This window comes from Marnyiella aurantia, from assembly GCF_014041915.1.
Lineage (GTDB): Bacteria > Bacteroidota > Bacteroidia > Flavobacteriales > Weeksellaceae > Marnyiella > Marnyiella aurantia.
The window spans coordinates 387,779-414,569 of the sequence record NZ_CP059472.1; the positions used below are offsets into that span (position 1 = coordinate 387,779).

The following is a 26,791-nucleotide window of genomic DNA, read 5'->3' on the forward strand; positions in this document are numbered from 1 at the left end:
TAGAGTTTCGCTAGAACTATTTTTAATTTATGTTTGCGCGGATTTGTTCAAACTCCAATAGTTGTGATAATCCTTCTAGAGCAAATTTCTTTTGATGATGATCGTCAACTTCTGAATGGCATTTTACGCAAAGGCACTGGAGGTTACTGCGCTGATTGTCTGTTTTAACACCACTAATATGATGAGTATGCAGATACTTATAATGTTGTTCATTGTTGGCTTTATAACCGCATTTCTCGCATGTAAATCTTTTCAAATCCCGAAAACAATGGGAGACCTGGCGCCAATTTATAATGTAACCTGAAGAATCTACCAACGTTTGTTTTGTTCTGCTACTTTCTTCTAATGCTAAGATAAAATTATTGAAGGTATTAGTACCCATTGAAATTTTATAGTGGTTGCGAAGGTGTTTTGCACACACCTTACAAATCTGAAGTTCCGCCTGAACGTGTTTACTCCTGTCCCTGGACCAATAATTGTTTCGTGAGGAATTTGCTATTTGCATTTTAAAACCTTTTTCCTCAGTTGTTTCACATTGATAGATATGTAGTGCCGGGGTGGATGCGTAGGTGATATCTTTATATTGAGGTAGAAATGCTCCAAGACGTACCATGCCATTGTTTTTAGTTCTTTTGAAATAACCAATTTCATCTTGTTGCAACTGCTCTCGTGATAATGTAATTTCTTCTACATCAAAGTCGTAATTAATTGTGAGCAGTTTTGAAAAATACTGTGCGGAATGCCCTTTTCTAAAATCGTAGATCATTTCGTAGATAGATTTTTTTGAAGTTCTTCGTTTGATGTATTGATTCTAAACTCAACTCTTCTAGATTTATTTAAATCAATTGACTGATCTGTCTTACTTAATGCCGAAATTTCGCCTTCTGAATTTAATGCCCTAGAATAAGACATACCATTTGCAGTAAGTAGAAAATCCAGTTTTTCTTTTTGTGCAGGAGGCAAAGAGTTGTAACTCTCCAACGAACGGATATAGGAAAGAACAGATTGTGCCCGGGCAGATGATAAATTTAAGTTGTACAAGTAACTTTCTGTTTGATCCTTCTTCGGTGCAATCGTATCTGTGTGACCTTCAATTCTAATTTCACTTATGTATGGCAAATTGTCTTTATTCAAAAGAATCTGTTGGTATTTTGGCCAAATATCAGCCACTTTAGATTTGAATGACGGTGTCATTTCAGCAGAACCAATTTGAAATAACTCATCCGTTTTATTGATGTTATCTTGCAAAAATTTAAGGGACATATCTTTATCAAGTTCCACATTTTTACTTTTGAAATCTTTTTTTAGATCCTCTCCAATAGCATTATAAATATCATCTTTTACTATTTTGTCTGATATACCTTCCAAAATGTAGGCTACTGCAATGAATAAAAAGATAATAGCCAATCCCGTCATGATATCAGAATAGGCGATGAAGTTATAATCTCCTTTAGAACGCGGTCTAGCCATTTGCTACTGCTTTTAAGTTTTGGTCGATCAATCTTGGAATTGCCTCATAGTGACGTTTAAACATTTCATCCATCGATGCCATCGTTTGCGAAATACCCGTCATGTATAATCTTTCTTCCTCTGCATCAATATGTTTTAACTCTGCTAATTTTGCAATCAGAAGTTCAATATTAACACGCAGATTGGCTATAGCCTGCAGCTGGGTTCTAGTAGTTTGAAGTTCGGAGTTAAATTCAATTACACTACTTTTTATCGTAGCGGAGGCCTCATTAAGATTAGAAGTTATTTGGACAAATTTTTCATCCTTAACCATGACAGAATTTAAAGCATTTACAATGTCGTAGAGGGAACTGTTTTGAGATAAAAGATTTGCGTTAGTGTTTACAATTTTCTCTAAATTAGTGTTAATGTCGTTAGTGTGCTGAACAATTTTTTCATATCGCTCTGCAAAATTTTCGATATATGCCTTGTTTTCTTTTTGCCAATTATTAAGACTTTCAATAGAGTTAGTTAATTCCGAGAAATTCTGTTTTACTAGCAGTCCTAAAGTATCTCTAAAACCGGAGTTTAAATCTTCACAAACTTCTTGTAATGCTTCAATCAAAGCATCATGATTTGAAGTAGCCAAATTTTCTCCAAATTTTGAAAGATTATCAGCCAATTTTTTATTTGACTCTTGAATTTTGGAAATTAGATCGTCAGAAAATGCTCTGTTCAATGTTGAAATTCCTCGGCTTAAATCTGCTAAAAGCATATTTGATTTTTGCATTTCCTCTAGTTCCGGGGAGGCAGGTGGTTGTATATCTCCATATATATTGAGAATTCTGTTTACTCTTTGCTTATAAAAAAGTGAAAATATTAGACCGATAATTGTTACTAAAAATGCAAAGCGTAATCCTGAAAGAAGATCTTTTACGCTAGACTTGATTTGACCAGCATCAGTATTGAAATTTAGAAGCCCAAGGAAAATTCCGGCACAAGTACCCAAAAGACCGATAGTAACAAATGTTGAGGGCGCATTTTCAAGTTCGTAGTAATTTATCAGTTTTCGGCTTTCTGGTGACTTTGCCTTTGAAATCAACGTTTCGTAGTAGATTATGAAGGCAAGCATTATAAAGCCTGCGCCAATCATTATTAAAAGTTCGTAGTTCATATTATTTGTTTATTCGAATAATTCATAAAAATATTTGACGTTTTATCGTAAAGGTTGATGGTCACCCGCTGCGCAAAGTCTCCTAACTTTGAGCCATTCTCAATTGCCCGCTACCGCGGGATCCGTCACTGAAATGTGATATAAACAACATGGTTATTTATCAGTTTCGCAATGTGACTGACCGAATATTTACACGGAATGAATATAAACATTTATTTTGAATCATCGAAGGTTTTGCCAAGCAGCATGAAACGCTGATAAAGGCGGCCGAACAGCTAAAAATTTTTCCAGCAATGATCAAAAAAAAGCGTCACCAATCGGTGACGCTAATTATACAATATTCCGGTAGTTTAAAGTGCCAGAGCCCTGATATCTACCCTGCGGTTCATCGCCTTACATTCGTCGCTTTCGTCTGTGGAACAAACCGGGAACTGAGGTCCGTAACCTTCTGTTTCAATACGGTCGGCAGCAATACCTAATTCCATCAGCTTCAACTTTGCAGTATCGGCACGGAGTTTAGACAGTCTCATATTGGTGTCTTCATTGCCGGTATTGTCGGTGTAACCACCCATCTTGATTTTCAGATTAGGGTAGGCTTCCATCATCTTGAAGATATTCTCAATGGCCTCTTGAGATTCGGGTTTCAAATCACTACTGCCGCTTACGAAATACAGGTTTTCTACGGTAAACCAACGGTTTTCATCCAGCAAGGTTTGGTCATTCTGTGAAAGACCCTGTGCGAAATAGTTCAACCGGCTGTTTTCACCCAAATTAATCACCTGTCCGTTTGGTAAGGTTACCGGTGTGATGTTTCCCGTATCATACACAAAATCACCATCGGCATTAAGCATTCCTGTAGGCTCAGGCATTACGGCAACTACGCCCGGTGCTCCCGGTACGGCAGGTGCCGCAACGTGTGCGCCGTTTACAGCAGTACCGTTGGAGGCCAGTTGCAGTGCCTCTAATTTAGCTGCGCGGTTATCGCGAATCTGATCTGCATGCATAATGGCCAGTGTAGGTGCTATAACCAGCGAAACAATAGACATCAGTTTGATAAGAATGTTCATGGACGGTCCGGACGTGTCTTTGAACGGATCACCCACGGTATCCCCGGTTACGGAAGCTTTGTGCGGTTCGGAACCTTTGTAGAAAGTCTTACCGTTAATATCAACGCCTTTCTCAAATGATTTCTTGGCATTGTCCCACGCGCCACCGGCATTGTTCTGGAACATTCCCATAAGTACTCCGGAAACCGTGGCGCCCGCCAGGAAGCCACCCAGGACCTCAGGCCCGAAAATAAAACCTACCAGTAGTGGTGAAACAATTGCGATGGCTCCCGGAAGCATCATCTTCTTAATGGATGCATCAGTAGAGATAGCTACACACTTCTCATACTCCGGCTCGCTGGTACCTTCCAGGATTCCCGGAATTTCGCGGAACTGGCGGCGAACTTCCTCCACCATTGCCATAGCGGCCTGTCCTACGGCTGTAATGGCAAGTGACGAGAATATAAATGGAATCATAGCGCCTACAAACAGACCGGCAAGTACGTCTGCACGGTAAATATCAATGCCGTCAATTCCCGCAATACCTACAAAGGCTGCGAAAAGTGCAAGTGCGGTAAGCGCGGCAGACGCAATTGCAAAACCTTTACCCGTAGCGGCAGTTGTGTTCCCTACGGCATCCAGGATATCCGTCCTTTCACGAACTTCTTTGGGAAGGTCACTCATCTCGGCGATACCACCGGCATTATCAGCAATTGGTCCGAACGCGTCAATAGCCAGCTGCATCGCTGTTGTCGCCATCATACCGGCAGCTGCAATAGCTACACCGTAAAGTCCGGCACAAAGGAATGAGCCGTAAATACCACCGGCCAAAACAAGGATGGGCAACAGTGTACTTTCCATACCTACGCTAAGACCTCCGATAATATTGGTTGCATGCCCGGTGGAGGATTGCCTTACGATACTGCTCACCGGGCGCTTGCCCATGGCGGTATAATACTCTGTGATGATGCTCATCAGCGTACCTACCACCAAACCTACGATGATGGCACCAAAGACGCCCATCTTCGTAAACTCGTGTCCGCGGAGAACCATGGTTTCCGGAAGCAGGTAATTAACAAGGAAATAGGAAGATATTGCCGTAATAACAATACTTCCGTAGTTACCCAGGTTAAGTGCACTCTGAACGTTGGAGGTAGATGCACCGTCGTTATCGTTTATTTTTACGAACAAAGTTCCAATCATTGAGAAGATGACACCAGTACCGGCGATAAGCATAGGAAGTAAGATCGGTGCAAAACCACCAAAGGCATCCTGAGAGAATGTTTCGCGGCCCAAAACCATAGTCGCAAGCACCGTGGCTACGTAGGAGCCGAAAAGGTCGGCACCCATACCGGCAACATCGCCTACATTATCGCCTACGTTATCGGCAATCGTGGCTGGGTTACGCGGATCGTCTTCGGGAATTCCAGCTTCCACCTTACCTACAAGGTCGGCGCCCACGTCGGCAGCTTTGGTGTAAATACCACCGCCTACCCTGGCAAAGAGTGCAATACTTTCGGCACCCAGGGAGAAACCTGTAAGGATCTCGATGGTACGTTCCATCTCGTGGCTGTCCACGCCCGAATCGGGTGCGAATATCTGTTTTAATATAATAAAAAGGGTACCTAAACCTAAAACGGCAAGCCCGGCCACACCCATTCCCATTACCGAACCGCCGGTAAAGGAAACCTTAAGTGCTTTTGCAAGGCTGGTTTTGGCAGCTTCGGCAGTCCTTACGTTTGCTTTTGTAGCGATCTTCATCCCGATGTATCCCGCAGCAGCGCTGAGCACCGCACCGAAAATAAATGAGATTCCGATGGTCCAGTGGGAATTACTGTTGGAAAATCCCATCAGTGCCAGAAGGATGGCTACAACAATTACGAAATAGGTTAAGATCCTGTACTCGGCATGCAAAAAGGCCATGGCCCCATCTGCGATGTGGCCGCTGATCGTTCGCATACGCTCATTGCCGGCATCCTGCTTGCTCACCCAGGCACTCTGAACAAAAGTGTAAATCAGGGCAATGATGCCGAATATGGGCACCAAATAAAACAAATCCATCATAGTTTATATTTTTAATGTTTGGTTAATAAGAATTAAAGATAATAAAAACATGATAACAGCGGTAGGTTTCGAAAAATATATGTTATGGACTGCCAAAAAAAAAGACAGGCAAAAAACCTGTCTTCAATATATTGGATCATAAAATACTACCCGCCGAATTTGCTGGCGTAATCTCTTCTGGAAGCTTCCACAACTTCTTTGGCATGAGCAGCACCATACACTTCCTGAATCCTGCATTTCGCAGGTTCATCCGGAAGGTTTTTGTAGGTAAGGAAGTAGTGCATCAGACGTTTCACCTCGGCCTGAGGCAACTCTGCAATATCGCGGAAATGCCCGAAAGCATGGTCGCCCACCATTACAGCTACAATCTTATCATCAGCTTCACCTTTATCAATCATCTTGAAACCGCCGATTGGGATGGCCTCCATCAGCATACCGCCGGAATGGATATTGTGTGAGCTAAGTACGCAGATATCCAAAGGGTCATGATCGCCCATGGTTACATCTTCAGCCCCACTTTCCAGTGCAAGCTTCAACACTTCATTATGACAATACGTCCTTGGTACAAAACCATAAAGTGCGGGAATAATGTTCGAAAACTGCTGCGGACGGTCTACTTTAAGGTAACCGCTGGCCTTATCGACCTCATATTTTATGGTATCACTTGGAACAATCTCTACAAAAACGTTTACAACGTTTGGAGCGTCGGCACCGGCAGAGATGCCATGCCAGGGATGTGCTTTAAAATTTGGTATCATTATCATTTGAATGTTAAAATAGTATCAGGTCACCAGAAGAACTTCTCTTCTAAGTGCATCTATGTTTTCTGAAATAAAATCGGGACCGTTCATGTAGTTCATGAGGAAGATGGTCTTAAAATCCGACAGGTCAGCATTTTCGCCTAAACTTTCGTAGGTATCGTGCAGCATCTTCAGCATCGCATTTTTGGACTCCACCGTGTCCCGCCAGGAGTTTGATGTAATGTAAATCTGCTGTGAAGCATTGTACTCAAACTCTTCATTTATGGATTTTTCCAGCAGGTAAAGGTATTCGTGCTTGGCCAGATCGCTGTCAAATTTCGTAACCAGGTTGGCAGGTTTCAGCCTTTCCAGAAACAGAACCATTCGCTCGTAGGCCTGGCTCTTGTTCTGGGCATTGCCTTTTACTGAAAGCATCTTGAGTTCCTGGTTCTTCATCTTAATATACTCGAACACGAACTGCCTTAGCAGAACGAGAAAAGGTATAGCCAGCACCACCGCAAACAGGTAGGGAAAATACGGTGAATTAATATAACTGCTGAAGTTGAACATCCATAAAATTTGAGACTGCAAAAGTAATAAATAAAAGGCAGATTTTACCAGATGCTTTTGAGGAATGAAACCCAGCCTCAATTATCAATGGTGACGCTTCTGCTCAACTCTTTGTAACCAGGTAGATCAGTTCTCTGCGGCCGTTGCCCAGGGCCATCCTCTGTCGATCTTCTTCGCTGAATTCTCTGCGGTAATCAATTCTATCAATCCGGACAATATCAGCTTTAATCCTGTCGGCAAAATCATTCCCATAGAGTCTCTCCAGGTCTTTTTCACCGTAATGACGAACTTTCTGTTCAGGAGAATTGAAATCCGGGTTTTCCAGCGTGTGTTCCGCATCCAAATTCATAAGTGAAAGGAGAAACAAACTTCCGCCACTTTTCAGGACCCGGTAGAGTTCCTGCAGTGCCTTCTGCTCGTTTGGTACATGACCCAGTACGTGCGAACAGATGATAAAATCAAAATAATTATCAGGAAAGCTAATTTCCGTAATGTCCATTTGATGCGTGGCAAGATTTGGGTTCAGGTCTGCATCAATATAATTTGGATTGGTTGTAAAATATTTTTTCAGAGCATCTTCCGGCGCAAAATGGAGTACATGCGGGTTATTTTCAAAGATTTGGGTATTGTCTTTTAGATAAAGGAAAAGCAAACGTGTCCTTTCCAGGGAGCCACAGTGCGGACAAACGGCGTTACTGCGAATTTCAATACCGTTGCCCTTCTCCAGAAACCTATGGGCCGACTTACTGCAACAGGGACAGTAAAAGCTGTTTCCTGAAAGAAAAAATGCTTTGGCTTTCCGCAGATTGATATGGAAATTGTAGCGGGTTTTCTCCGAAAATATTTTCTGATATAAAGATTTAATCATCATTAAATTTGTCTTGACTGGCCAAATTTATTTCACCAGCGATTTGAGCCACGAAGCTGCCAGTTCTTTTTTTGAAAATTGAATTACCGGATACTCCTGGAGGTCCGCACCGAAACTGCTGTTAAAGATGCCGATACTTCGCACGTTACTGCCCATAAAGCTGAAACTACGGTTTTCAATATACTTCTCAAGGATTTTATCCACCAAAAATGAGGCTGGATTTTCCTTCCTAAACTTTTCATCGCTCACCAGGGCCAATAAATAAATCGCCGTTCCGTCGTCAATTATCGCCGCAACCGTCAGCAGTTTACCCTCCAGAAAAGCACCATACAGCCTAAGCATATTTTTTTTCACCAGAAAAGTCATTAAACTGATCATTGTCTCCAGATCCGACTGCTTGGCCAGCCCTTTATGAAACTGACTTACAAAATTAAGGCTATCACTGTTAAATTCAACCTTTTTAAACTGTAGGTGGCCCGCGGACTTAACTGCGGATTTTCTGCCTTTTGAATATTTCCGGCGCTGTACATCATAGGGTCCGCTGGGTATAGAGTAGTTTTTTCTCAGAATTAACGCTCTGTTAAAAGTGTTTTCGGCGTTGAAGGAATACAGATAAGTGCTGAATTTCTTGAGGGTAAACTGCAGGAACTCTTCATTAACTCTAGAATTATCATCCTGACCAAAAATTCCTAGCTGCTGACAAAAAATCGGACAAGTAACGAACTTCTGCCTCAAACGTCTTCTGAACGGAAGCGGCATTACATAATCGTAGTCATTAAACACAAGCAGTTCCCAGCTTTCGCATAAAAAATCAAGGATTTCCTTTCGCGCAAAAACATTTTTCTGCTTGGCATTTGCGAGACATACTTCATATTTAACGAAATCAATTTCAGGGTATGTAAGGTGTTTTATCATAATATACCCTCGTCTGAGAAACTGAAATAAGAATTTTGGTTGATAATCAGATGGTCGATTAATGTCACATTCAGAAGTTTGCCGGCCTCCACCACCTGTTTGGTAATTTTTTTGTCTTCTTCACTTGGCCTCAGATTACCGGATGGATGATTATGTGCGATGAAGATTCCTGTGGCAAACTGCTCCAAAGCTGTCTTAAAAAGAATCCGCACATCCACCACGGAATAATTGATACCGCCACTTGTAAGCTGGCAGAAATGAAGCACTTTGTTATTTTGGTTAACAAAGACTGCCCAGAATTCCTCGGTCTGAAGATCGCCAAGGTAGGGTTTAAGAAAAAGGAAAGCCTCGTGGCTGCTTACCAGCTGTTTACGGTCCGGCACTTCCTGTGCCGCACGCCTTCGTCCTATTTCAAGCGCTGCAGAGATTGAAATGGCTTTAGCCTCACCCACCCCATTGAATTTGCAAAGATCAGCAATGCTCAGTCGGCTCAGGTCGTGCCAGTTTTCACCCACAGATTTCAGGATGCGTCTGGCAAGATCCACAGCACTTTCCTCGCGGTTGCCGCTGCCCATTATAATGGCCAAAAGTTCAGCATCAGACAGGGCGTTTTTGCCTTTCATCAAGAACTTCTCGCGGGGCCTGTCGTCTTCGGCAAGGTGTTTAAGAGACATTTTGTTGAATCCTGTAACTTAATTATTAAAGATATAAAGTTATCAAATTTAAGTAAGCTTTGCGTAAAGCTGCAATTTTAATATAGAATCTGTCCGTCTTTCATGACCAGTTTCCGGTCTGTAATTTCCGCCAAGTTAGGGTTATGCGTCACAATTACAAAGGTCTGGTTGTACTTGTCCCGAAGGTCAAAGAACAGCCGGTGCAGGTCATCCGCATTTTTGGAGTCCAGGTTTCCTGTAGGCTCATCGGCATAAATAATCTTCGGCGAATTGATCAGGGCACGTGCAACAGCGGCCCGCTGCGCCTCGCCACCCGACATTTCACTGGGCTTATGGTGAATTCGGTCTGCAATATGAAGGTCTTCAAAAAGTCTGTATGCTTTTTCGAGGCTCTCCTTTTCATTACGGCCCGAAATGCGTGTAGGCAGCAGCACATTTTCCAGCGCTGTAAACTCGGGCAGGAGCTGGTGGAACTGAAAAACGAAACCGATATTCTGATTCCGAAAACGCGAAAGTTCGCGGTCATTCATGTTGATATAAGACTGACCGTCCAGAGCGATCTGGGTTCCATATTTATCTGGATTTGAAGGAAGGTCCAGCGTTCCAAGGATTTGGAGCAAAGTAGATTTTCCGGCACCGGACTCGCCCACAATAGATACAACCTCTCCTTCTTTTATATGGATATCGACTCCCTTCAAAACTTCCAGGTCGCCGTAGGATTTATGAATATTTTTTGCTCTGATCATGGTCTCAAAAGTACTTATATTTTTTGGAATCTTTGTTAAAAAACCCTCCTAGATAAGGAATCAGGGAGGGTTTATCAGTTTATCTAAAATTACTGTTACAGCAATAAAGTGAGCGGCTGTTCCAGATAAGTTCTCAGCGTTTGCAGGAACTGGGCTCCGGTTGCACCGTCAACTACCCTATGGTCACATGCCAAGGACAGTTTCATGGTATTGCCCACTACAATCTGTCCGTCCTTAACCACCGGTTTCTCAATAATTGCCCCAACGGACAGAATTGCTGAGTTCGGCTGGTTGATGATGGAGGTAAAAGTTTCGATACCGAACATTCCCAGGTTTGAGACAGAGAAGGTAGAACCTTCCATTTCGTTTGCCTTCAGTCCTTTTGATTTTGCTCTTGAAGCCATATCCTTAACAGCGGAAGATATCTCCAGGTAGTTCATACGATCCGTGTTGCGGAGCACAGGAACCACAAGACCGTCCGGAATTGCTACGGCTACCCCAACGTTGATGTCGCCATGGTGAATGATTTTATCGCCTGCCCAGGAAGAGTTCACCTGTGGATGCTTGCGCAATGCCATAGCCGTGGCCTTGATGATCATATCGTTAAATGAAATCTTTGTATCCGGCAGTGAATTGATCTCTTTACGGGCCTCAATTGCCTTATCCATATTGATCTCCACCATCAGGTAGTAATGAGGAGCCGAGAATTTACTTTCAGCAAGACGTTTTGCGATTATATTCCGTACCTGTGAGTTAGGTGTCTCGGTAGTTTCACCTGAAACGAAATCAGCAGCCACTTTCGTAGCAGGAGAAGCCTGTTGAGTTGCTTTCGCCTGATCTGCAGAAGAAGATTGCTTAGCAGGAGTATAAGATTCGACATCCTTTTTCACGATCCTGCCGTTTTCGCCTGAACCCTGAAGCTGGTTAACGTCTATTCCTTTTTCCGCTGCCATTTTTTTGGCGAGGGGTGAAATAGCAAGACGCTCGCCATCATTACTTTGTGATACTTCCGCTGTTGCCGTATCCTCTTTAATTTCTTTTGGTTTTTCAGCAGCTGCTTTATTTTCAGATTTTGTGGTCCCTCCCGAAAGAATTGCCGACACATCTGCTCCCACAGGTCCGATGATCGCCAAAACAGAATCTACAGGACCACCGTTACCTTCAGCAACACCCTGGTGCAGAAGTGTGCCGTTAAATTCGGATTCGAAATCCTGTACAGCCTTATCGGTTTCAATTTCAGCCAGAATATCGCCTTCCTTTACCTCATCGCCTACATTTTTATGCCACTTGGCCACCTTCCCTTCAGTCATGGTATCCGACAGGCGGGGTACTGTAATCACTTCTACACCTTTTGGAATTTCAGCCGAAGCTGAAGAAGTTCCTTCATTTGAAGATCCGCCTTCTTTCTCGACAGGCTCAGTAGTTTCTACTGCGGTATTTTCATTTTCAGTTTTAAAATCTTCGGGAATTCCTGATGCCGAACCAGATTCAGGCTTTTCCGAAGTTGCGCCAGTGCTTCCTTTGCCAGTTAATGAAGAAATATCCTCGCCAGGCTCCCCAATAATGGCAAGTACAGAATCTACCGGTGCGGCCTGTCCTTCCTCTACACCAATGTAAAGAAGTACTCCCTTCACCTCAGATTCAAAATCCTGAACGGCTTTATCTGTTTCAATTTCTGCTAAAACATCACCCTCGTTTACGGGATCGTTGAGTTTCAGGTTCCATTTTGCAACTTTACCTTCCGTCATGGTATCGGACAGACGGGGCATTGTAATTACTTCTGCCATAATTATTTATGTGATATGTGTTGAAAGTGAATGCCCTGCGGTCAAATTTCAGCAGAGCATCACTTATTGGATTAATCTAGTTATTTTCCACCTTGTCCAGGAATGGGTAATCTTCCTGAGCATACACGTATTCGTAGATCTTTTCAGGATCCGGGTACGGTGAATTTTCCATAAACTCTATACAGTCCTCCACGAAAGCGCGGGACTTGGTATCAATATCTTCAAGTTCTGCCTCGGTAGCCCAGCTTTTCTCCAGAATTCGCTGCTTAATAAGTTGGATTGGGTCATCCTGCTTGTGAAGCTCAACCTCGTCCTTGCTTCTGTAATGCTCGGCATCTGACATGGAGTGACCTCTGAATCGGTAAGTACGTGCTTCAATAAACGTAGGCCCGTCGCCTCTTCTGGCTCTTTCGATGGCTTCGTAAGCAATTTCGGCTACTTTTTCAGGATCCATGGCATCTACGGCCATACATGGCATCTCGTAACCAAGACCCAATTTATAAATATCTTCGTGGTTGGCAGTTCTTTTTACTGAAGTACCCATTGCATACTGGTTGTTCTCTACAACAAATACTACAGGCAGTTTCCAGTTCATCGCCATGTTAAAAGTTTCATGCAGCGAACCCTGTCTGGCAGCACCATCGCCAAAGAAACAGATATTTACGGCCTTACGGTCGAAATATTTATCCGCAAAAGCGATTCCGGCTCCTAATGGGATCTGACCGCCTACGATTCCGTGGCCGCCATAAAAACGGTGCTCCTTACTGAAGATGTGCATAGATCCACCCATACCCCCGGAAGTTCCTGTAGCCTTACCGCAAAGTTCGGCCATAATCCGTTTAGGATCCACACCCATAGCCATTGGATGTATGTGACATCTGTACGCGGTGATCATACTGTCCTTAGTAAGGTCCATTGCATGTGCAAAACCGGCAGGAATTGCTTCCTGACCATTGTATAGATGTAAAAACCCTCTGATTTTCTGTTTTAGATAGAGCGAGCGGCATTTGTCCTCAAACCTTCTCCACATGGTCATATCATTGTACCACTGCAGGTAAACTTCTTTCGAAAATTCTTTCATTTTAAGCGAAAATTATCAGGCAAAAATAGGAAAAATCTTTGGCTCGGCATAACATTAGATTCAGCGTAAAATAGTTAGTTTTGACTACGCAGTTCTATTTTATGACCCCACCTACCACAAACTCATCGCCGCTGATCCTCATTTCCAGGTTCATATCCAATTTTTTTAATCCGCTCACCTCACTGTTCCTGTATTATGTATATTACAGTTATCTGCATTACGGCTGGCAGCAGGCACTCCTGGAGTTTCTGCCTATCCTCTTCATTTTAATCCTGCCCATAACCATCTGGATTTACTGGAATGTTAAGAAAGGAAATTACACCAATATGGATGTATCCAACCGCAATCAGCGGAAGAGCCTTTATATGATTATCGCGCTGGCGCTGCTCCTTTATGTTGCAATAAATTACCTTATGGACGGACAGATTGATCTTACCATACTCTTCCTTTTTGTACTCCTGATCATGATGCAGATAAGCAATTTTTATATTAAAAGCTCCATGCATACTGCCCTGAACTTTTACGCTGCTGCACTCTTTTATACGTTTGATTCACCTGTAGGACTCATTTGGTGCGGAATTGCCATTCTGGTGGGAATTACACGGGTAGTCCTGAAGAGACATACCGTCAGCGAAGTCCTGATGGGTACTGCGTTGGCTCTCACGGCATCTTTTGCCTATCTTTATACCGACAACCTGCTGAATGCGGGTGTATAACAATGAAGCCAATCTAATGAACATAAACAGCCTGACTACCGCCGAAGAAAAACTGATGACCGTACTGTGGAAACTAAACTCTTTTTATATGAAGAATGTAATGGAGGAACATCCTGAGCCTAAACCTCATCAGAACACGGTTTCCACCTATCTAAAAATACTGGTTGAAAAGGGTTATCTCACAACTGAAAAAGAAGGAAGGATCTTTAAATACTCCGTGGTCATTCCTTATGAGGATTACCGGAGTTTCGTACTGAGGAATTTCCTGAAGCAGTTCTGTAACAACTCAACAGAAGAATTGATTGGCTTGCTTGAGGACGAAAAAATGCTGCAGCCACAAGTAGTGAAATCTAAAGTAAAACCAGTTTCGACACCTGAGAAGAAAAAAAAGAAGCAACGCTTTAAGATTGCCGATGAAATCCTGAAATCGGCAAAGAAGAAAAAGAAAAAGAAAAAGTAATTGGACCCAGACAATCTACTAATGAAACAAAAATTAATACAAATTTGGGGCCTGGCCGGTGACACCCTTTTCCGGTATCCACTGATTATTACAATGGCTGTTATTGCAGCAGTATCAGCGGTGACGGCAATTGAACATGGAGGTCCGGAAAACAGTTTCTGGGTTACTAAGCTCATAATTACTTCCTGTTTGGGTATTTCTCTGCTGTTTGGTGCAAAGATGCTGGCTCAGCGGATTGGGAAAGGTTTGGTGCTGGAAACTGCAGTTTTGGTTTTTCTGACAGGCTTTTATTTTTTTCTGCCTGCAAAGGAGAAGGACTTTACAGAGATGTATGCCTTTATCCTGATCCCGACATTTATCCTGAGTCATTTGCTTGTCTCTTTTATTCCCTTTATAAGGAAAAGTAAGGAATTGAACTTCTGGCAATACAATAAGAATCTTTTTATCAATCTTTTTCAAACCGCTGTCTTTACCGGTGTCCTTACGGGTGGTGTGATGCTGGCCATACTTGCTGTAGACCAACTTTTTGATCTTGCGCTTGATGAACTGCTCTATCCAAAAACCTTAGCTGTTTTGTCTATTACAGGCAGCTGCTTTATATTCCTGCTGTTTAATGGTCGCGGTTTATCTCAACTGGAAAGAGATGATAAATATCCGCAAATCCTTAAATTCTTTACACAGTATGTACTTATTCCGCTGCTCTTCATTTATGTGATTATCCTTTATTTCTATTCCGCAAAGATCCTTATCAATTGGGAACTTCCCCGGGGATGGGTTTCCTACCTCATCATTGCTTATTCTGTTATCGGCATATTTGCCCTTCTGTTGGTATTCCCGCTAAAAGAGGACGGCAAGAAGTCCTGGGTTAAAGGTTTCAGCAGGGCCTTCTATTATACTCTGGCTCCACTCATCATCCTGCTTTTCACAGCTGTTTTCACCCGGATTCTGGAGTACGGTTATACGGAACCCCGTTACTATGTGCTGCTTATCGCTGTTTGGCTTACAATAGTAGTCATTTATTATATCATTTTTAAGAACGGAAGTATCCGGTTTATTCCTGTATCACTTTTCACATTAGGTCTCTTTTCCCTTGTCCTGCCTTATTTCAATGCACTGGCTGTATCTAAAAGGAGCCAGCAAAATGAGCTTACCGGTCTTTTGGCAACCAATAATTTATTGGTGAACGGCAAGATTGACTTCAGCAAAAAAATACCTTCCAAGACAGTAAGCGAGATCGCCGATAAGTTTAACTTTCTCTACCAGAGGGGCAACCGCACTCTACTATATCATTATATGGATAAATCACAGCTCAGTTCTTTAGAACGAAGCGAAGAAAGCCAACCGTTCAGAAATATTAACGGAATGGTGTCAGGATTTTTTAAAAATGTAGCACCCGAAATAAGCACAGATAAACGCCGGGAGATTTACTCACCTGTTAAGGCATACTCAACTGAAGGTTATCAATATGTTGTCAAACTAAACAGTTTCGAAAATCCCCATGAGGACAATTCTTTATCTGTTAATGGTGACCGGATAATTTTTTCCAACAGTCAGGACAGAAAAAACCAGATTCTGGAACTGAAGGTAAACGGCGATGAAACCTTCGATCTTCTGCCATTTATAAAAAATAAGATAGCTCAGTATCCTGCACACACGGAGCGCATTGCCGTAGGAGAAATCTCAACCATCGCGGATTTTAAAAAATATCAGATCAAAGTAATATTTTTAAACCTTTCCTGTGACGGGGCCAACCCAAACCGATATTATTTCACGGATGCGTTCATGCTGATTAAGGTTAAGTAGAAAGCTGATTTATCCTGCAACAGCGTTTCGCTGTGGAAATATAAAGCGAAATATTTATTCGCCGGAAATCATTACCTTTATTACCTGATTTTTTTGCAGCTGACTACGCAGATTTAGTTTGATTATCCTCTTATTTAGTTCGCTTCATTTTCTTATTTCGGTCATTTAAAACTTATCGTTATGAAAAGAATTTCTCTACTACTTACAATTTGCCTTTCGCTGATCCTGAATGCACAGTTCACCAGTCCGGGAACGGGAATTACCTATACCCTAACCAGCCTTTCTGCAGCAGCACCAACTGTTCTTACTAATAATGGCACTTCGTACACAATGACTGCAAATGTGACTATCGCAGGCGGAGATACTTTATTGATGGATGAAAACACCACACTTACCATAAATCCGGGTATAAAATTGACAGTCACAGGAACCTATAACACTACAGCGACCAACCTGATAATAACTTCGGGCACACCTACCTCGGTGTTTAACGGTATTCAGTTCGATGCCGGCTCCACTGTAGCTATGAGAAACACAACGCTGGAATACGGTGGCGGAATTCGTGTTTCCACAGGTAATTTCCTCATGGACAACTGCATCGTAAGGGATTTCAAAGCCGGTCTGGTTACAAGCGGTACGATGTCTTTCTCTACCGGAAGCCCTGTGGTGCAGAACTCACAGTTTCTTACAAATGATTATCCTGCTTTTTCGTCGGCTGCCAATGCTACAGTTTCTGCAGTTTTCCAAAATAATTATCTTTTCGGCAATTCTAAACTCAACACCAACAGACCTCAGATCAACATGGGTCCGGGCGGTACAGATTCCATTAAAATCGTAAATAATACAATATTGGGCAACCGCGCTCTTACAATGGTGGGCGGGATTTCTGCCTCAGCGCTTATCGGAGGCACCAACAGGATTAAGATCATTAACAACACAATAAAAGACAACCGTTACGGAATTACAGTCGCAGGCAGCAGTTCTGCCGGTATAATAAAAGGAAATATTATTGAGGATAACGATTCGCAAAACCTTCCCAACAGTGGCGGAAGTGGTATTTCGCTAACTGCTACAACGGATCAGCTCTACATAACTCAAAACCAAATCCGAAGAAATCTGTGGGGCATCACCCTGCTGTCCAATGCCAGTGTAAACCTGGGAAGTGATACTCCCGGAAATGTGAATCCGGGACTTAATATCTTTAAGGATAACGGGAACGGTGGAAATACATATGCACTGTTCAACAACACACCAAATACTATACAGGCCAAATTTAACTGCTGGCGCGAGACTGAACTTTCTACAGATATGATGGTTGAAAGTGTGATTTCACATCAGGCAGATGATCCGGCGCTGGGTCCTGTAATTTATTCACCCTTTAACTGTGCGGTACTTAAAGTTTCCGAAACACAGGCAGTTAAGACATCACTTTATCCCAATCCGAGTGACGGTAATTTTGTTTTTGAATCTGCCGCTGCCGGAAATATGAATATTACAGATCTTTCAGGCCCGGCTGATACATTCCGCGGTAGTTCAGAAAGGAAAAAACAGTTACAGACTGAATATCCCTGCAGGAGTTTATATGATGGTATTTATTTCAGACGGGCAAAAGTTTTCGCATAAAATTATTATCAGGTAAAGACTAACCAAAGTTGCAACCGCTTTTCAATATTTATTAAATAATAAAACCAGACAAAAGTGAATTATCATACAAGAAAGTGGATTAAACCCGAAGACCTGAACCCAAATCATACGCTGTTCGGCGGAAAACTTCTGCAGTGGATAGACGAGGAAGCCGCACTTTATGCTATTGTACAGCTGGAAACGCCGCGTTGTGTTACCAAATACATTTCCGAAATCAACTTTATAAGTTCTGCCCGCCAGGGTGATATCATTGAGATTGGGATAGAGGCCACCAGTTTTGGCCATACTTCTATTACGCTGGCCTGCCATGTAAGGAATATGATGACACGCCAAACGATCATTACCATAGACAGGATTACTTTTGTGGGCGTAAACGAAGACGGGAAACCAACCAGGCACGGAAAAACTAAGATTGAATTTATTTCCGACAGACTCAAGGATAAATTATAATGCAGATATTCATTAAAAACATGGTTTGTGACCGCTGTATCGCAGCAGTGCAAAGTATTTTTGATGACCTTACTATTCCGGTGGAACATATTCATCTGGGAAGTGCAGAAACTGCTGCAGACCTGGATGAATCTGAACTGACCGCTCTGCAACAGCAACTGGAAATGCAGGGTTTTGGACTTCTGAAGACCAATGCAGAAAAACTCACAGAGCAGATAAAAAACGAGATTATTCTGCTGATTGCGGGACTGGATATTCGGGAAGATTTTGTCCTTTCTGAATTCCTTGCAGCGCAGTTCCATAAACACTATACCGTCATTTCAAAAACATTCTCCCAGCAGGAAAACATGACACTGGAGCAGTACTTTATCCATCAGAAAATAGAAAAAGTGAAGGAACTGCTGATATATAATGAGCTGACGCTTACTGAAATTTCCAACAGATTAGGTTACAGGAGTGTGCAGCATCTTTCTTCCCAGTTCAGAAATATAACAGGATACAGTCCAACAGCTTTTAAGTCAAAAGACCTTCCACAGCGCATACCTTTGGATAAAATCTGAATTTTATAAGCTTAAACTACGTGCTTGTAACTGTTTTTATGTGGATTTCAGCATCTTTGGTTTTTAAACAGCCAAAATGGAAAATCAACATAAAAAGCAAAATCATATTCATCCCTCAGAAAGAATATCACCCAGTTCCGTCTATTATTGTCCTATGGAATGTGAGGGCGAAAAAGTTTACTTTTCCCCCGGGAAACGCTGTCCGGTCTGCAATATGTTCCTGGTACCTATAGAAGAACGTGCCGATTACCGGGATAAGCCACAAACATTTTCTAAAACCAACCTTCCGGAAAGTTTCAGTGAAAAAGTTGGGGAGTATTTCTGTCCGATGTTTTGCGAAACAGACAAAACCTATGGTTCAGATGTTGGATGCCCGGTCTGCCATATGCACCTAGAGAAAATTACAGCTGATTTACTACAAAATGCCGCAGGAAGCATAATTGACCATAATTCGGCAAATACGGATCATCGTGCTGAATCTACGGTACCTAATGCCGGCAATGCGGGGAAATACTACTGTCCAATGTTTTGTGAGGGCGATAAACTGTATGACAGCAACGTGGGATGTCCCGTTTGTGGCATGGACCTCGTGCAGATTCCGGGGGCTGCGGTGGGAGGAGAGGACAAAACATACGAAACTTTAAAGAAGAAGTTTATTACCTCACTGGTCTTCACCGTACCTGTTTTTATTCTGTCAATGGGCGGCATGTTGATCAGTTTTCCATTTTCGCACCGGGTGCAGGCCATATTGGAGCTGTTATTAACCCTGCCGGTCCTCTTCTATTCAGGATGGTTCCTTATGAAGCGTGGCTGGGTTTCCTTCAAAACATGGAACCTTAATATGTTCAGTTTGATCGCACTTGGAATAGCTGCGGCTTTCCTGTTCAGTTTGGTTGCACTGGCTACACCCGGAATCTTTCCTCATGAGATGACGCATAGCGGAAGTATCCCACTTTATTTTGAAGCTGTATGTGTCATTCTTACACTTGTGATTTTGGGTCAGCTGCTGGAGGCGGGGGCGCATAAAAAAACCGGCAGTGCTATTAAAGAACTGATGAACCTGTCTCCTGATCAAGCTACCCTGATGTTGAATGGCCAGGAAACAAATGTATCACTTGCCGATGTTAAAATTGGAGATTTGCTGAAGGTGAAGCCGGGTGAAAAAATTCCTGTTGACGGAAAAGTAACTGAAGGTGCTTCAAGCATTGATGAAAGCATGATTTCCGGCGAACCGATACCTGTTGAAAAGAATGAGGGCGACCGCGTAAATTCCGGCACCATCAACGGTAACGGCGTATTCATAATGGAGGCCGAAAAAGTTGGAGATGAAACGCTTCTGGCGCAAATCATAAAGATGGTTCATGATGCAAGCCGCAGTCGGGCTCCAATCCAGAAACTTGTAGATAAGGTTTCCCGTGTGTTTGTTCCCACTGTAATTGCGATTTCTGTACTTACCTTTATATGCTGGCTGATCTGGGGAGGCGAAAACAGAATTACCATGGCTTTTCTGAATTCCGTAGCCGTGCTCATTGTTGCATGTCCCTGTGCATTGGGACTGGCCACGCCGATGAGCCTAATGGTAGGTATTGGTAAAGGCGCGAAGAACGGTATCCTGATCAGAAATGCGGAGGCCCTGGAGCAGATGCAAAAAGTTGAGGTTCTGATCACTGATAAAACAGGCACTCTAACTGAAGGAAAACCGAGCGTAGACGGAATCTTTGCAGTAAATAAATACAGCAGGGAGGAAATCCTGAAATTTGCTGCTGCACTTAACAGCAATTCCGAACATCCATTGGCCGCAGCGGTCCTTAGGGCGCACAAAGATGGGCAAGCAGCGGAATTAGAAGCCACTTCAGTTCAACATTTTGAGAATATTGCCGGCAAGGGTCTGAAGGCTGAAATAAACAGCGAGGTTGTTCTCCTTGGAAACGCTGCCCTTCTACAGCAATTTGGTGTGACTTTACCGAAGCAGGCATCTGACTACGCTGCTGAACATCAGCGACAGGCAAAAACGGTTTCTTTCCTGGCAAAAGGTATTGAAGTCTTAGGAGTCCTGAGTTTTTCAGACCGGATTAAACCTGCTTCACCAGATGCTGTGAACTATCTGCAGCAGCACGGAATTAAAGTCATTATGCTGACGGGCGATAATGAACATACTGCACAGGCCGTAGCGAATGAGCTTGGCATCGCAGAACATCACGGAGCGCAATTGCCCGGGGATAAACTTAATTATATTAAAAAACTTCAGGAAAGCGGAAAAGTGGTGGCAATGACTGGTGACGGAATCAATGATGCCCCGGCACTTGCACAGTCGGATGTTGGCATTGCCATGGGCACCGGAACCGACGTGGCAATAGAAAGTGCTGAAATCACACTGCTGAAAGGCGACATCCTGGGCGTGGCAAAAGCCCGGATCTTAAGTGAACAGCTCCTTAAAAACATCAGGCAAAACCTATTTTTCGCTTTTGTATACAATATTTTTGGCATCCCGATTGCAGCGGGATTACTTTATCCCTTCTTCGGTATTTTATTGAGTCCAATGATCGCAGCTGCGGCAATGAGCTTAAGTTCAGTATCCGTTATTTTAAATTCATTAAGGTTAAATTCTGTTGATATCAATATAAAAAAGTCCTAACTGATATACCGAAACACTAAATATTAAGAATATTATGGCTAAGAAAACAACCAATGGAAAAGTAGCTGCAAAAGCTGATGCGGCAGACAAACTAAAAGATTTTATGGTAGACGGCATGAAAGACCTTTACTGGGCTGAGAAAGCTTTGGTAAAAAACCTACCGAAAATGGCAAAAAATGCCACCTCGAAAAAACTGAAAGATGCAATCAACCTACACCTGGAAGAAACCAGGGAGCAGGTAAACAGGCTGGAAGCAGCATTTAAGGCTTTAAAATTGAAGCCTGAAGCTGTAAAATGCGACGCAATGGACGGCCTTATAAAGGAAGCAGCTGGTATTTTGGAGGAAACCGAACCTGGTGCAGTACGTGACGCAGGTATCATTGCAGCAGCTCAAAAAGTGGAACACTACGAAATCGCGTCCTATGGCACGTTGGCCACTTACGCCAAACTTCTCGGAAATAAAGAAGTAATGGAGCTTATGCTTACTACTTTGAGGGAAGAAAAAGCCTGTGATAAGGACCTGACTAAACTGGCAAAATCCGAGATAAACCTAAAGGCAAAATAAACTAGCCCAACATAACCAAGTATATCAAAATATTAACTGAAAAGAAAACCTATGTCAAATTTAGAAAACAAAAAGATTGCAGTATTAGCGACAGACGGTTATGAGCAGTCCGAACTGGACAGCCCCGTAGAAGCACTTAGATCTGCCGGCGCTGAGGTTAAAATCATTTCCCTTAAATCAGGGAAGATTAAGGCGATGAAAGACCACGAATGGAGCACATCTGTCAATGTAGATCATATGGTAAAAGATGTTAAGGCTGATGATTTTAATGCATTGCTACTACCGGGCGGCGTAATAAATCCCGACAGTTTGAGGGCAGACCAGGATGCGGTAAAGTTTGTGAAGGATTTCTTTACGCAGAATAAACCTGTGGCAGCGATCTGCCATGGACCTCAAACCATTATTAATGCGGAGGAAGTGAAAGGACGCAAAATGACTTCGTATAATGCCATCTCCAAAGACCTTATTAATGCAGGTGCAAATTGGGTTGATGAGGAAGTGGTAACAGACGGAAATCTTACCACAAGCCGGAAACCGGATGATCTTCCCGCTTTTAATGAGAGGATTGTTCAGGAATTCGCTAAATAAATACTAATTCAGCATCATGCACGAGAAGATTCCACCACAAAGAAAAGGAGCCAAAACAGATACCAGTTCTGAGGTTACCTTTGATACTCCTGTCATGGCGCAAAAGCATTTTATAACCGTAAAGAAGCGTTTTCTGGACATTAATTCCTGGGAACTGTTTGCCGGTGAGGAAAAAGCTGAATTTGCTTTGCGCGATTCCAAAGGAGAGCTTTTATTGAGGTCACCTGAGACAGGAGATTATATGACTATAAAGGTGCCGGGACTTCATAATACCGGGCCCGACGGTTATGACTGGGTACAGATTGAGGAAATTGAAAATGAAGCCACCGACAACCGCGACTGCGCTTACATAAGAGTTCGCCCGGTGGCGAATCCCACTGTTCCGGAAAATTCCACCGCTCATTTTTTTGATAAAGAAGCAACATCAAATTTTCTCATCTGGCGTGAAGGTAACACTGTAGGTGCCGAAGTTCATGGCCGTAATGAAACGCCAAATATGGAAAATGCCAGCTTGCTGGATAAAATTAGAAATGGGCTGGTTGCTGTTGGCGGGATGTTCATTGCCAGCGAATTCCAGTGGAGTTCGTTCACAGCAGGGTTGATTAAAAATGATAAATAATGTTTTCGTCGGCTGCGCCGGCTTTACCGGACGAGACTGGAAAGGATTCTTCTTTCCGGAAGGTTTGGCAGGCAAAGATGAACTTACTTATTATTCGTCAAGGTTTAACGCAGTAGAAATCAATTCCACATTTTACCGTAAACCCCGTGGAACAACACTTGAGAATTGGTATAACCGGACGAATGACGGGTTTAAGTTTTTCATAAAGATTCCGAAAGATTTTACCCATATCAGGAGAATGGTTGAAACGGCGCCGGATACGTTGGATTTCTGCAATTATATTACGGACGGAATCCGCGAAAAGTTAGCGGGCTTCCTGTACCAGTTCCCGCCAGGTTTCCATTACAATAAACAAAATCTCGATTTAATCCTGCAGGGTATACCTGCAGGATTTATCAGTGTAGTGGAGTTTCGTCATGAATCTTGGTGGAACAGCGATGCAGCAAAAATTCTTGCAGACCGCGGAATCGTGTTTGCCGGTGTAAGCTATCCCGGTAAAATTCCTGATGATGTGATCACTGTTCATCCGAATATGGCTTATTACAGGTTACACGGAGTCCCAATAATGTTTAAGTCTGAATACAGCGAAGATTTCCTTTCTGATATTCTACAGAATGTTAAAGCCAGTGGCCGTGAATTCTATGTTTTTTTCAACAATACGTGGGGAACTGCAGCGTTAAAGAATGCTCTTCACCTAAATAACTTATTACAGTGAAAAAGAATCTGGTTGTACTCTCAGGTGCTGGGATTTCAGCCGAAAGCGGAGTCCGGACTTTTCGTGACAGTAACGGTTTGTGGGAAAATCACCGCGTTGAAGATGTTGCTTCACCTGAAGGTTTTGAACGTAACCCACAACTTGTCCTTGACTTTTATAATGAAAGGCGGCGACAGCTGAACGCCGTTCAACCTAATGAAGCACACAGGTTATTAGCCGAACTTGAGCAGGATTTTAATGTGCGGATTATAACTCAGAATGTTGATGACCTTCATGAACGTGCCGGCTCAAGTAATGTGCTGCACCTGCATGGGGAATTGAAAAAAGTAAGGTCCGTACTGCCAGGCAGCGAACCGATGGAGTGGACAGCGGATTTGAATATTGGAGATACAGATTCGCGGGGAAATCAATTAAGACCGCATATTGTCTGGTTTGGCGAAGAAGTTCCCGAGATGGCTGCGGCTGAAAAAATTGTAGAACTGGCCGACCTGTTTCTTCTGATTGGAACCTCACTGCAGGTGTACCCTGCAGCCGGCCTGCTTCATTATATTCCCGGCGACTGCGAACTTTTCGTCATAGATCCTCATTTAACGCTTAATATAACAAATGCCGATAATTTCTATCGCACCACCGCCACCGAAGGTATGCGCCTCCTTCTGCCAAGACTACGAAAAATACGTAATTAGCGCAGGTTGACTAAACGAAAAGAAGCCGGCTAAAGCCGGCCTCAAATCATCATTTGTGTTTTGGTGTTCTGTTTTCAAATTTAATCCAAACTTCCAGAATAAGAAAGAGGTAAAACACCCGAATACACTTTACTTTTTAAATCATATTATGTTTTAGTGCGAAGAGCACAAGTCCTACCCTGCTTTTTACATCCATCTTGGCAAATACGCTGTCCCGGTAACCGTCTATAGTTTTCGGGCTCATACACATTTTATCTGCAATCTCCTTGTAGGTGATTTCCGTGCACGCCAGCCTGAGGAACTCTTTTTCTTTCGCCTTAAGTTCATCCAGAATATTCCGGGCAGTATCTTCCTCATTTTTCACTTTCATAAGACGCTGCGTAAGATAATCGGTGTAAAAACTGCCTTTACTGTAAACAGTTTCAATAGCCTCAAAAAGAAGTTCCGGCGACATATCTTTCAGAAGATAACCTTTGGCACCGGCACGCATCATTCGGATTATGGTATGTTCATTATCCTCCATCGTGAGCGCAACTACCTTTACCTTAGGTTTTTCGCGGTGAAGCCAGGCCGTTGTTTCCACACCGTCACGAAATGGCATATTAATATCCATCAGCACCACATCCGGATCCATATTTCGTTTAGTAAGGCTTGCAATAAAATCGTCTCCGTTACAGCAGTTATAAACCACTTCATATTTAGGATTTGCGGAAATCATATCTTCAATAGCTTTGGAGACCATCTTGTGGTCATCAACGATTGCAATTTTAATTCTGTACATATTGTCAGATTTTCGGGTAAACAATTTTAACTTCTGTGCCCTGGTCCTTCACCGTATCAATTGTGAAGTCGGCGTTTATAACCTGCGCACGGTTTGTAATATTTCTAAGGCCGCTGCCGTCCTCACCGGAGTTTTCAGGAATTCCTATTCCCTGATCAATGATTCGGATTTCAAGTGTTTTTATGCAGTCGTCCAGTACAATGTCCAGCTTTTTGGAGCGCGAATGCTTCAAAACATTATTTACGCATTCCTGTATGATCCGGAAAAGAATCAGGGAATGCTTTGGGTCAATATTTATCTCCTTAACGTTGTGGATATAGTTTACCGTTATAAAATCCAGTTTTTTAATTCTCCTCACTTCGCGCTCTATAGACTCAATTAACCCTATATGCTCGATGTGATGTGATATAAAAGTTTTGGAAAGATTTCTGATATCGCTGATGCACTCGCCAAGAAGGTCATTTATTTCCTTCAGGAATTCGCGCTCGGAAAGCTGCAGTTGGGAGCTCAGTTTATTGTTTAGAAGTTTGGCTACGGAAAGTTTCTGCCCGATATCATCATGCAGTTCCTGGCCCACATACCGAAGCGTCTGCTCCCGCATTTCTATTTGCGAAAGAGCCAGTTCCTGTGCAAATTTCAGTTCCTTCTCCTGTTCCTGAAGTATCATTTCGGACTTCTTTCTCAGGAAACCCACATAGATGAGAACCATCATGATGAGCACCATGAGGATTATTAATGAAGAAAAAATAATCAGTAATTCTGCACCTTCAAATTTCATACTATTAAATTATGCTTTTTTTTTTGATTCTTGGCAAAAAAAATTCCCGCCAGCATAATTGAATAACCTATTATATTGATGGAATACAGCATAATGTAGAAAATCAGTTTCTCAGTTTCCAGAATAATCCTGTTACTGAAAAATAGAATAGGCACAAGACCAACATAGATAAAAGTCAGGCTCACAGCCACAAAGAACGGAAAGAAGGCTTTAATCAGCAGTATCTTATCTGAATTAAAAGTGTCATTCAGAAAGATAAAAAGTGAAACCAAAATCAGGAAAATACTTGTAAAATTGGTGATATCAGGAAAAACATTAAAAAAGTTTTCGTTCAGTACAGCCGAAACAGAAAAGTTAATTATATGTGCAGCTACAATTCCCAACTGTATTTTCTTCAGCTGGGGGTTCTGCATAAGTTTATAAAAATAAAGCAGGAAAAGCAGGTAGACAATACCGATAATACCTACCACATAATACGGTGTAGTAAACTTAATGATATGCATTCGCTGCAATACAACAGTTGTTGTTTCTGTGAGTAATGTTACAGTCATCGCGGCAATCACAATACCGATGTGTTTGCCCAGATGCTTACGGTAATAAAGCATTAAAATAATGATTGAAAGGTACAGCAGGTTTATCACCGTACCACCGAAATCTTTGATCAGATCCATAGTAAG

Annotated in this window: 27 protein-coding genes and 1 pseudogene; 13 read left to right on the forward strand and 15 right to left on the reverse strand. The window is 42.6% G+C overall.

The genetic code is table 11. The annotated features are described in order from the left end of the window. Positions 1-22: 22 nt before the first annotated feature. The 12 genes from H1R16_RS01715 to pdhA form a co-directional block, all read right to left on the reverse strand. Positions 23-766, reverse strand: a complete 744-nt coding sequence (locus H1R16_RS01715; protein ID WP_181885960.1) for an HNH endonuclease — start codon at positions 764-766, stop codon at positions 23-25. After that, entirely contained in the window at positions 763-1,470 is a 708-nt protein-coding gene (locus tag H1R16_RS01720) for an OmpA/MotB family protein (protein WP_181885959.1), read from the reverse strand. The genes H1R16_RS01715 and H1R16_RS01720 overlap by 4 nt, the downstream gene beginning before the upstream one ends. Then, positions 1,463-2,623, reverse strand: a complete 1,161-nt coding sequence (locus H1R16_RS01725) for a MotA/TolQ/ExbB proton channel family protein (protein WP_181885958.1) — start codon at positions 2,621-2,623, stop codon at positions 1,463-1,465. The genes H1R16_RS01720 and H1R16_RS01725 overlap by 8 nt, the downstream gene beginning before the upstream one ends. Positions 2,624-2,973: 350 nt before the next feature. Beyond that, positions 2,974-5,730, reverse strand: coding sequence for a sodium-translocating pyrophosphatase (locus H1R16_RS01730; protein WP_228451060.1), 2,757 nt, complete (start codon positions 5,728-5,730; stop codon positions 2,974-2,976). A gap of 149 nt (positions 5,731-5,879) precedes the next feature. Continuing rightward, the gene (locus H1R16_RS01735; RefSeq protein WP_181885956.1) at positions 5,880-6,491 is read right to left on the reverse strand and encodes an inorganic pyrophosphatase; all 612 of its coding nucleotides are present in this window, start codon (positions 6,489-6,491) and stop codon (positions 5,880-5,882) included. Between the two features lie 24 nt (positions 6,492-6,515). After that, positions 6,516-7,043: a DUF7935 family protein gene (locus H1R16_RS01740; RefSeq protein WP_181885955.1), complete on the reverse strand. Its 528-nt coding sequence runs from the start codon at positions 7,041-7,043 to the stop codon at positions 6,516-6,518. A gap of 103 nt (positions 7,044-7,146) precedes the next feature. Further along, a complete protein-coding gene (locus tag H1R16_RS01745; protein ID WP_181885954.1) occupies positions 7,147-7,914 on the reverse strand; it encodes a class I SAM-dependent methyltransferase in 768 nt (255 codons plus the stop codon). A gap of 24 nt (positions 7,915-7,938) precedes the next feature. Then, positions 7,939-8,826, reverse strand: a complete 888-nt coding sequence (locus H1R16_RS01750) for a GNAT family N-acetyltransferase (protein ID WP_181885953.1) — start codon at positions 8,824-8,826, stop codon at positions 7,939-7,941. After that, positions 8,823-9,500, reverse strand: a complete 678-nt coding sequence (radC, locus tag H1R16_RS01755; protein WP_181885952.1) for a RadC family protein — start codon at positions 9,498-9,500, stop codon at positions 8,823-8,825. The genes H1R16_RS01750 and radC overlap by 4 nt, the downstream gene beginning before the upstream one ends. A 77-nt stretch (positions 9,501-9,577) precedes the next feature. Further along, on the reverse strand, positions 9,578-10,246 hold the full coding sequence (locus tag H1R16_RS01760) for an ABC transporter ATP-binding protein (protein WP_181885951.1): 669 nt from the start codon (positions 10,244-10,246) through the stop codon (positions 9,578-9,580). Positions 10,247-10,341: 95 nt separating this feature from the next. Then, on the reverse strand, positions 10,342-12,033 hold the full coding sequence (locus tag H1R16_RS01765; RefSeq protein WP_181885950.1) for a pyruvate dehydrogenase complex dihydrolipoamide acetyltransferase: 1,692 nt from the start codon (positions 12,031-12,033) through the stop codon (positions 10,342-10,344). 76 nt (positions 12,034-12,109) lie between these two features. Then, positions 12,110-13,114, reverse strand: coding sequence for a pyruvate dehydrogenase (acetyl-transferring) E1 component subunit alpha (pdhA, locus tag H1R16_RS01770; RefSeq protein ID WP_181885949.1), 1,005 nt, complete (start codon positions 13,112-13,114; stop codon positions 12,110-12,112). Positions 13,115-13,194: 80 nt separating this feature from the next. Between pdhA and H1R16_RS01775 the strand changes: the two genes are divergently transcribed. The 13 genes and pseudogenes from H1R16_RS01775 to H1R16_RS01830 all read left to right on the forward strand — a co-directional run bounded on the left by H1R16_RS01775 (position 13,195) and on the right by H1R16_RS01830 (position 24,555). Then, positions 13,195-13,830, forward strand: a complete 636-nt coding sequence (locus H1R16_RS01775; protein WP_228451032.1) for a phosphatase PAP2 family protein — start codon at positions 13,195-13,197, stop codon at positions 13,828-13,830. A 16-nt stretch (positions 13,831-13,846) separates the two neighbouring features. Continuing rightward, positions 13,847-14,290 (forward strand): BlaI/MecI/CopY family transcriptional regulator, encoded by a 444-nt coding sequence (locus tag H1R16_RS01780; RefSeq protein ID WP_181885948.1) that lies wholly within the window; start codon positions 13,847-13,849, stop codon positions 14,288-14,290. Between the two features lie 21 nt (positions 14,291-14,311). Then, entirely contained in the window at positions 14,312-16,093 is a 1,782-nt protein-coding gene (locus H1R16_RS01785) for a DUF4153 domain-containing protein (RefSeq protein ID WP_181885947.1), read from the forward strand. Between the two features lie 870 nt (positions 16,094-16,963). Continuing rightward, a pseudogene (locus H1R16_RS12380) lies at positions 16,964-17,104 on the forward strand (hypothetical protein); the annotation flags it as partial. 553 nt (positions 17,105-17,657) lie between these two features. Continuing rightward, positions 17,658-17,732, forward strand: a complete 75-nt coding sequence (locus tag H1R16_RS12385; protein ID WP_396652430.1) for a hypothetical protein — start codon at positions 17,658-17,660, stop codon at positions 17,730-17,732. A gap of 59 nt (positions 17,733-17,791) precedes the next feature. Beyond that, entirely contained in the window at positions 17,792-18,187 is a 396-nt protein-coding gene (locus tag H1R16_RS01795; RefSeq protein ID WP_181885945.1) for an acyl-CoA thioesterase, read from the forward strand. Then, complete coding sequence (locus H1R16_RS01800) at positions 18,187-18,747, forward strand: helix-turn-helix domain-containing protein (protein ID WP_181885944.1); 561 nt, start codon at positions 18,187-18,189, stop codon at positions 18,745-18,747. Before H1R16_RS01795 ends, H1R16_RS01800 begins: the two co-directional genes overlap by 1 nt. A 76-nt stretch (positions 18,748-18,823) precedes the next feature. Then, a complete protein-coding gene (locus tag H1R16_RS01805; protein WP_181885943.1) occupies positions 18,824-21,382 on the forward strand; it encodes a copper-transporting P-type ATPase in 2,559 nt (852 codons plus the stop codon). Between the two features lie 34 nt (positions 21,383-21,416). After that, positions 21,417-21,947 carry a ferritin-like domain-containing protein gene (locus tag H1R16_RS01810; RefSeq protein WP_181885942.1) on the forward strand — a complete coding sequence of 177 codons (531 nt, stop codon included), beginning with the start codon at positions 21,417-21,419 and terminating at the stop codon, positions 21,945-21,947. 51 nt (positions 21,948-21,998) lie between these two features. Further along, positions 21,999-22,535: a type 1 glutamine amidotransferase domain-containing protein gene (locus H1R16_RS01815; protein ID WP_181885941.1), complete on the forward strand. Its 537-nt coding sequence runs from the start codon at positions 21,999-22,001 to the stop codon at positions 22,533-22,535. Between the two features lie 16 nt (positions 22,536-22,551). Then, a complete protein-coding gene (locus H1R16_RS01820; RefSeq protein WP_181885940.1) occupies positions 22,552-23,154 on the forward strand; it encodes a hypothetical protein in 603 nt (200 codons plus the stop codon). Further along, positions 23,144-23,869 carry a DUF72 domain-containing protein gene (locus tag H1R16_RS01825; protein WP_181885939.1) on the forward strand — a complete coding sequence of 242 codons (726 nt, stop codon included), beginning with the start codon at positions 23,144-23,146 and terminating at the stop codon, positions 23,867-23,869. Before H1R16_RS01820 ends, H1R16_RS01825 begins: the two co-directional genes overlap by 11 nt. Continuing rightward, a complete protein-coding gene (locus tag H1R16_RS01830; RefSeq protein ID WP_181885938.1) occupies positions 23,866-24,555 on the forward strand; it encodes an SIR2 family NAD-dependent protein deacylase in 690 nt (229 codons plus the stop codon). The genes H1R16_RS01825 and H1R16_RS01830 overlap by 4 nt, the downstream gene beginning before the upstream one ends. A gap of 136 nt (positions 24,556-24,691) precedes the next feature. Here H1R16_RS01830 and H1R16_RS01835 read toward each other — a convergent pair whose 3' ends face one another. Genes H1R16_RS01835 through H1R16_RS01845 form a run of 3 tightly spaced genes read right to left on the reverse strand, consistent with a single transcriptional unit; the run spans position 24,692 to position 26,785 of the window. Then, complete coding sequence (locus H1R16_RS01835; RefSeq protein WP_181885937.1) at positions 24,692-25,336, reverse strand: response regulator transcription factor; 645 nt, start codon at positions 25,334-25,336, stop codon at positions 24,692-24,694. Positions 25,337-25,340: 4 nt separating this feature from the next. Continuing rightward, the gene (locus H1R16_RS01840) at positions 25,341-26,114 is read right to left on the reverse strand and encodes a sensor histidine kinase (protein WP_181885936.1); all 774 of its coding nucleotides are present in this window, start codon (positions 26,112-26,114) and stop codon (positions 25,341-25,343) included. Further along, positions 26,111-26,785 carry a hypothetical protein gene (locus H1R16_RS01845; protein ID WP_181885935.1) on the reverse strand — a complete coding sequence of 225 codons (675 nt, stop codon included), beginning with the start codon at positions 26,783-26,785 and terminating at the stop codon, positions 26,111-26,113. Before H1R16_RS01845 ends, H1R16_RS01840 begins: the two co-directional genes overlap by 4 nt. Positions 26,786-26,791: the final 6 nt, after the last annotated feature.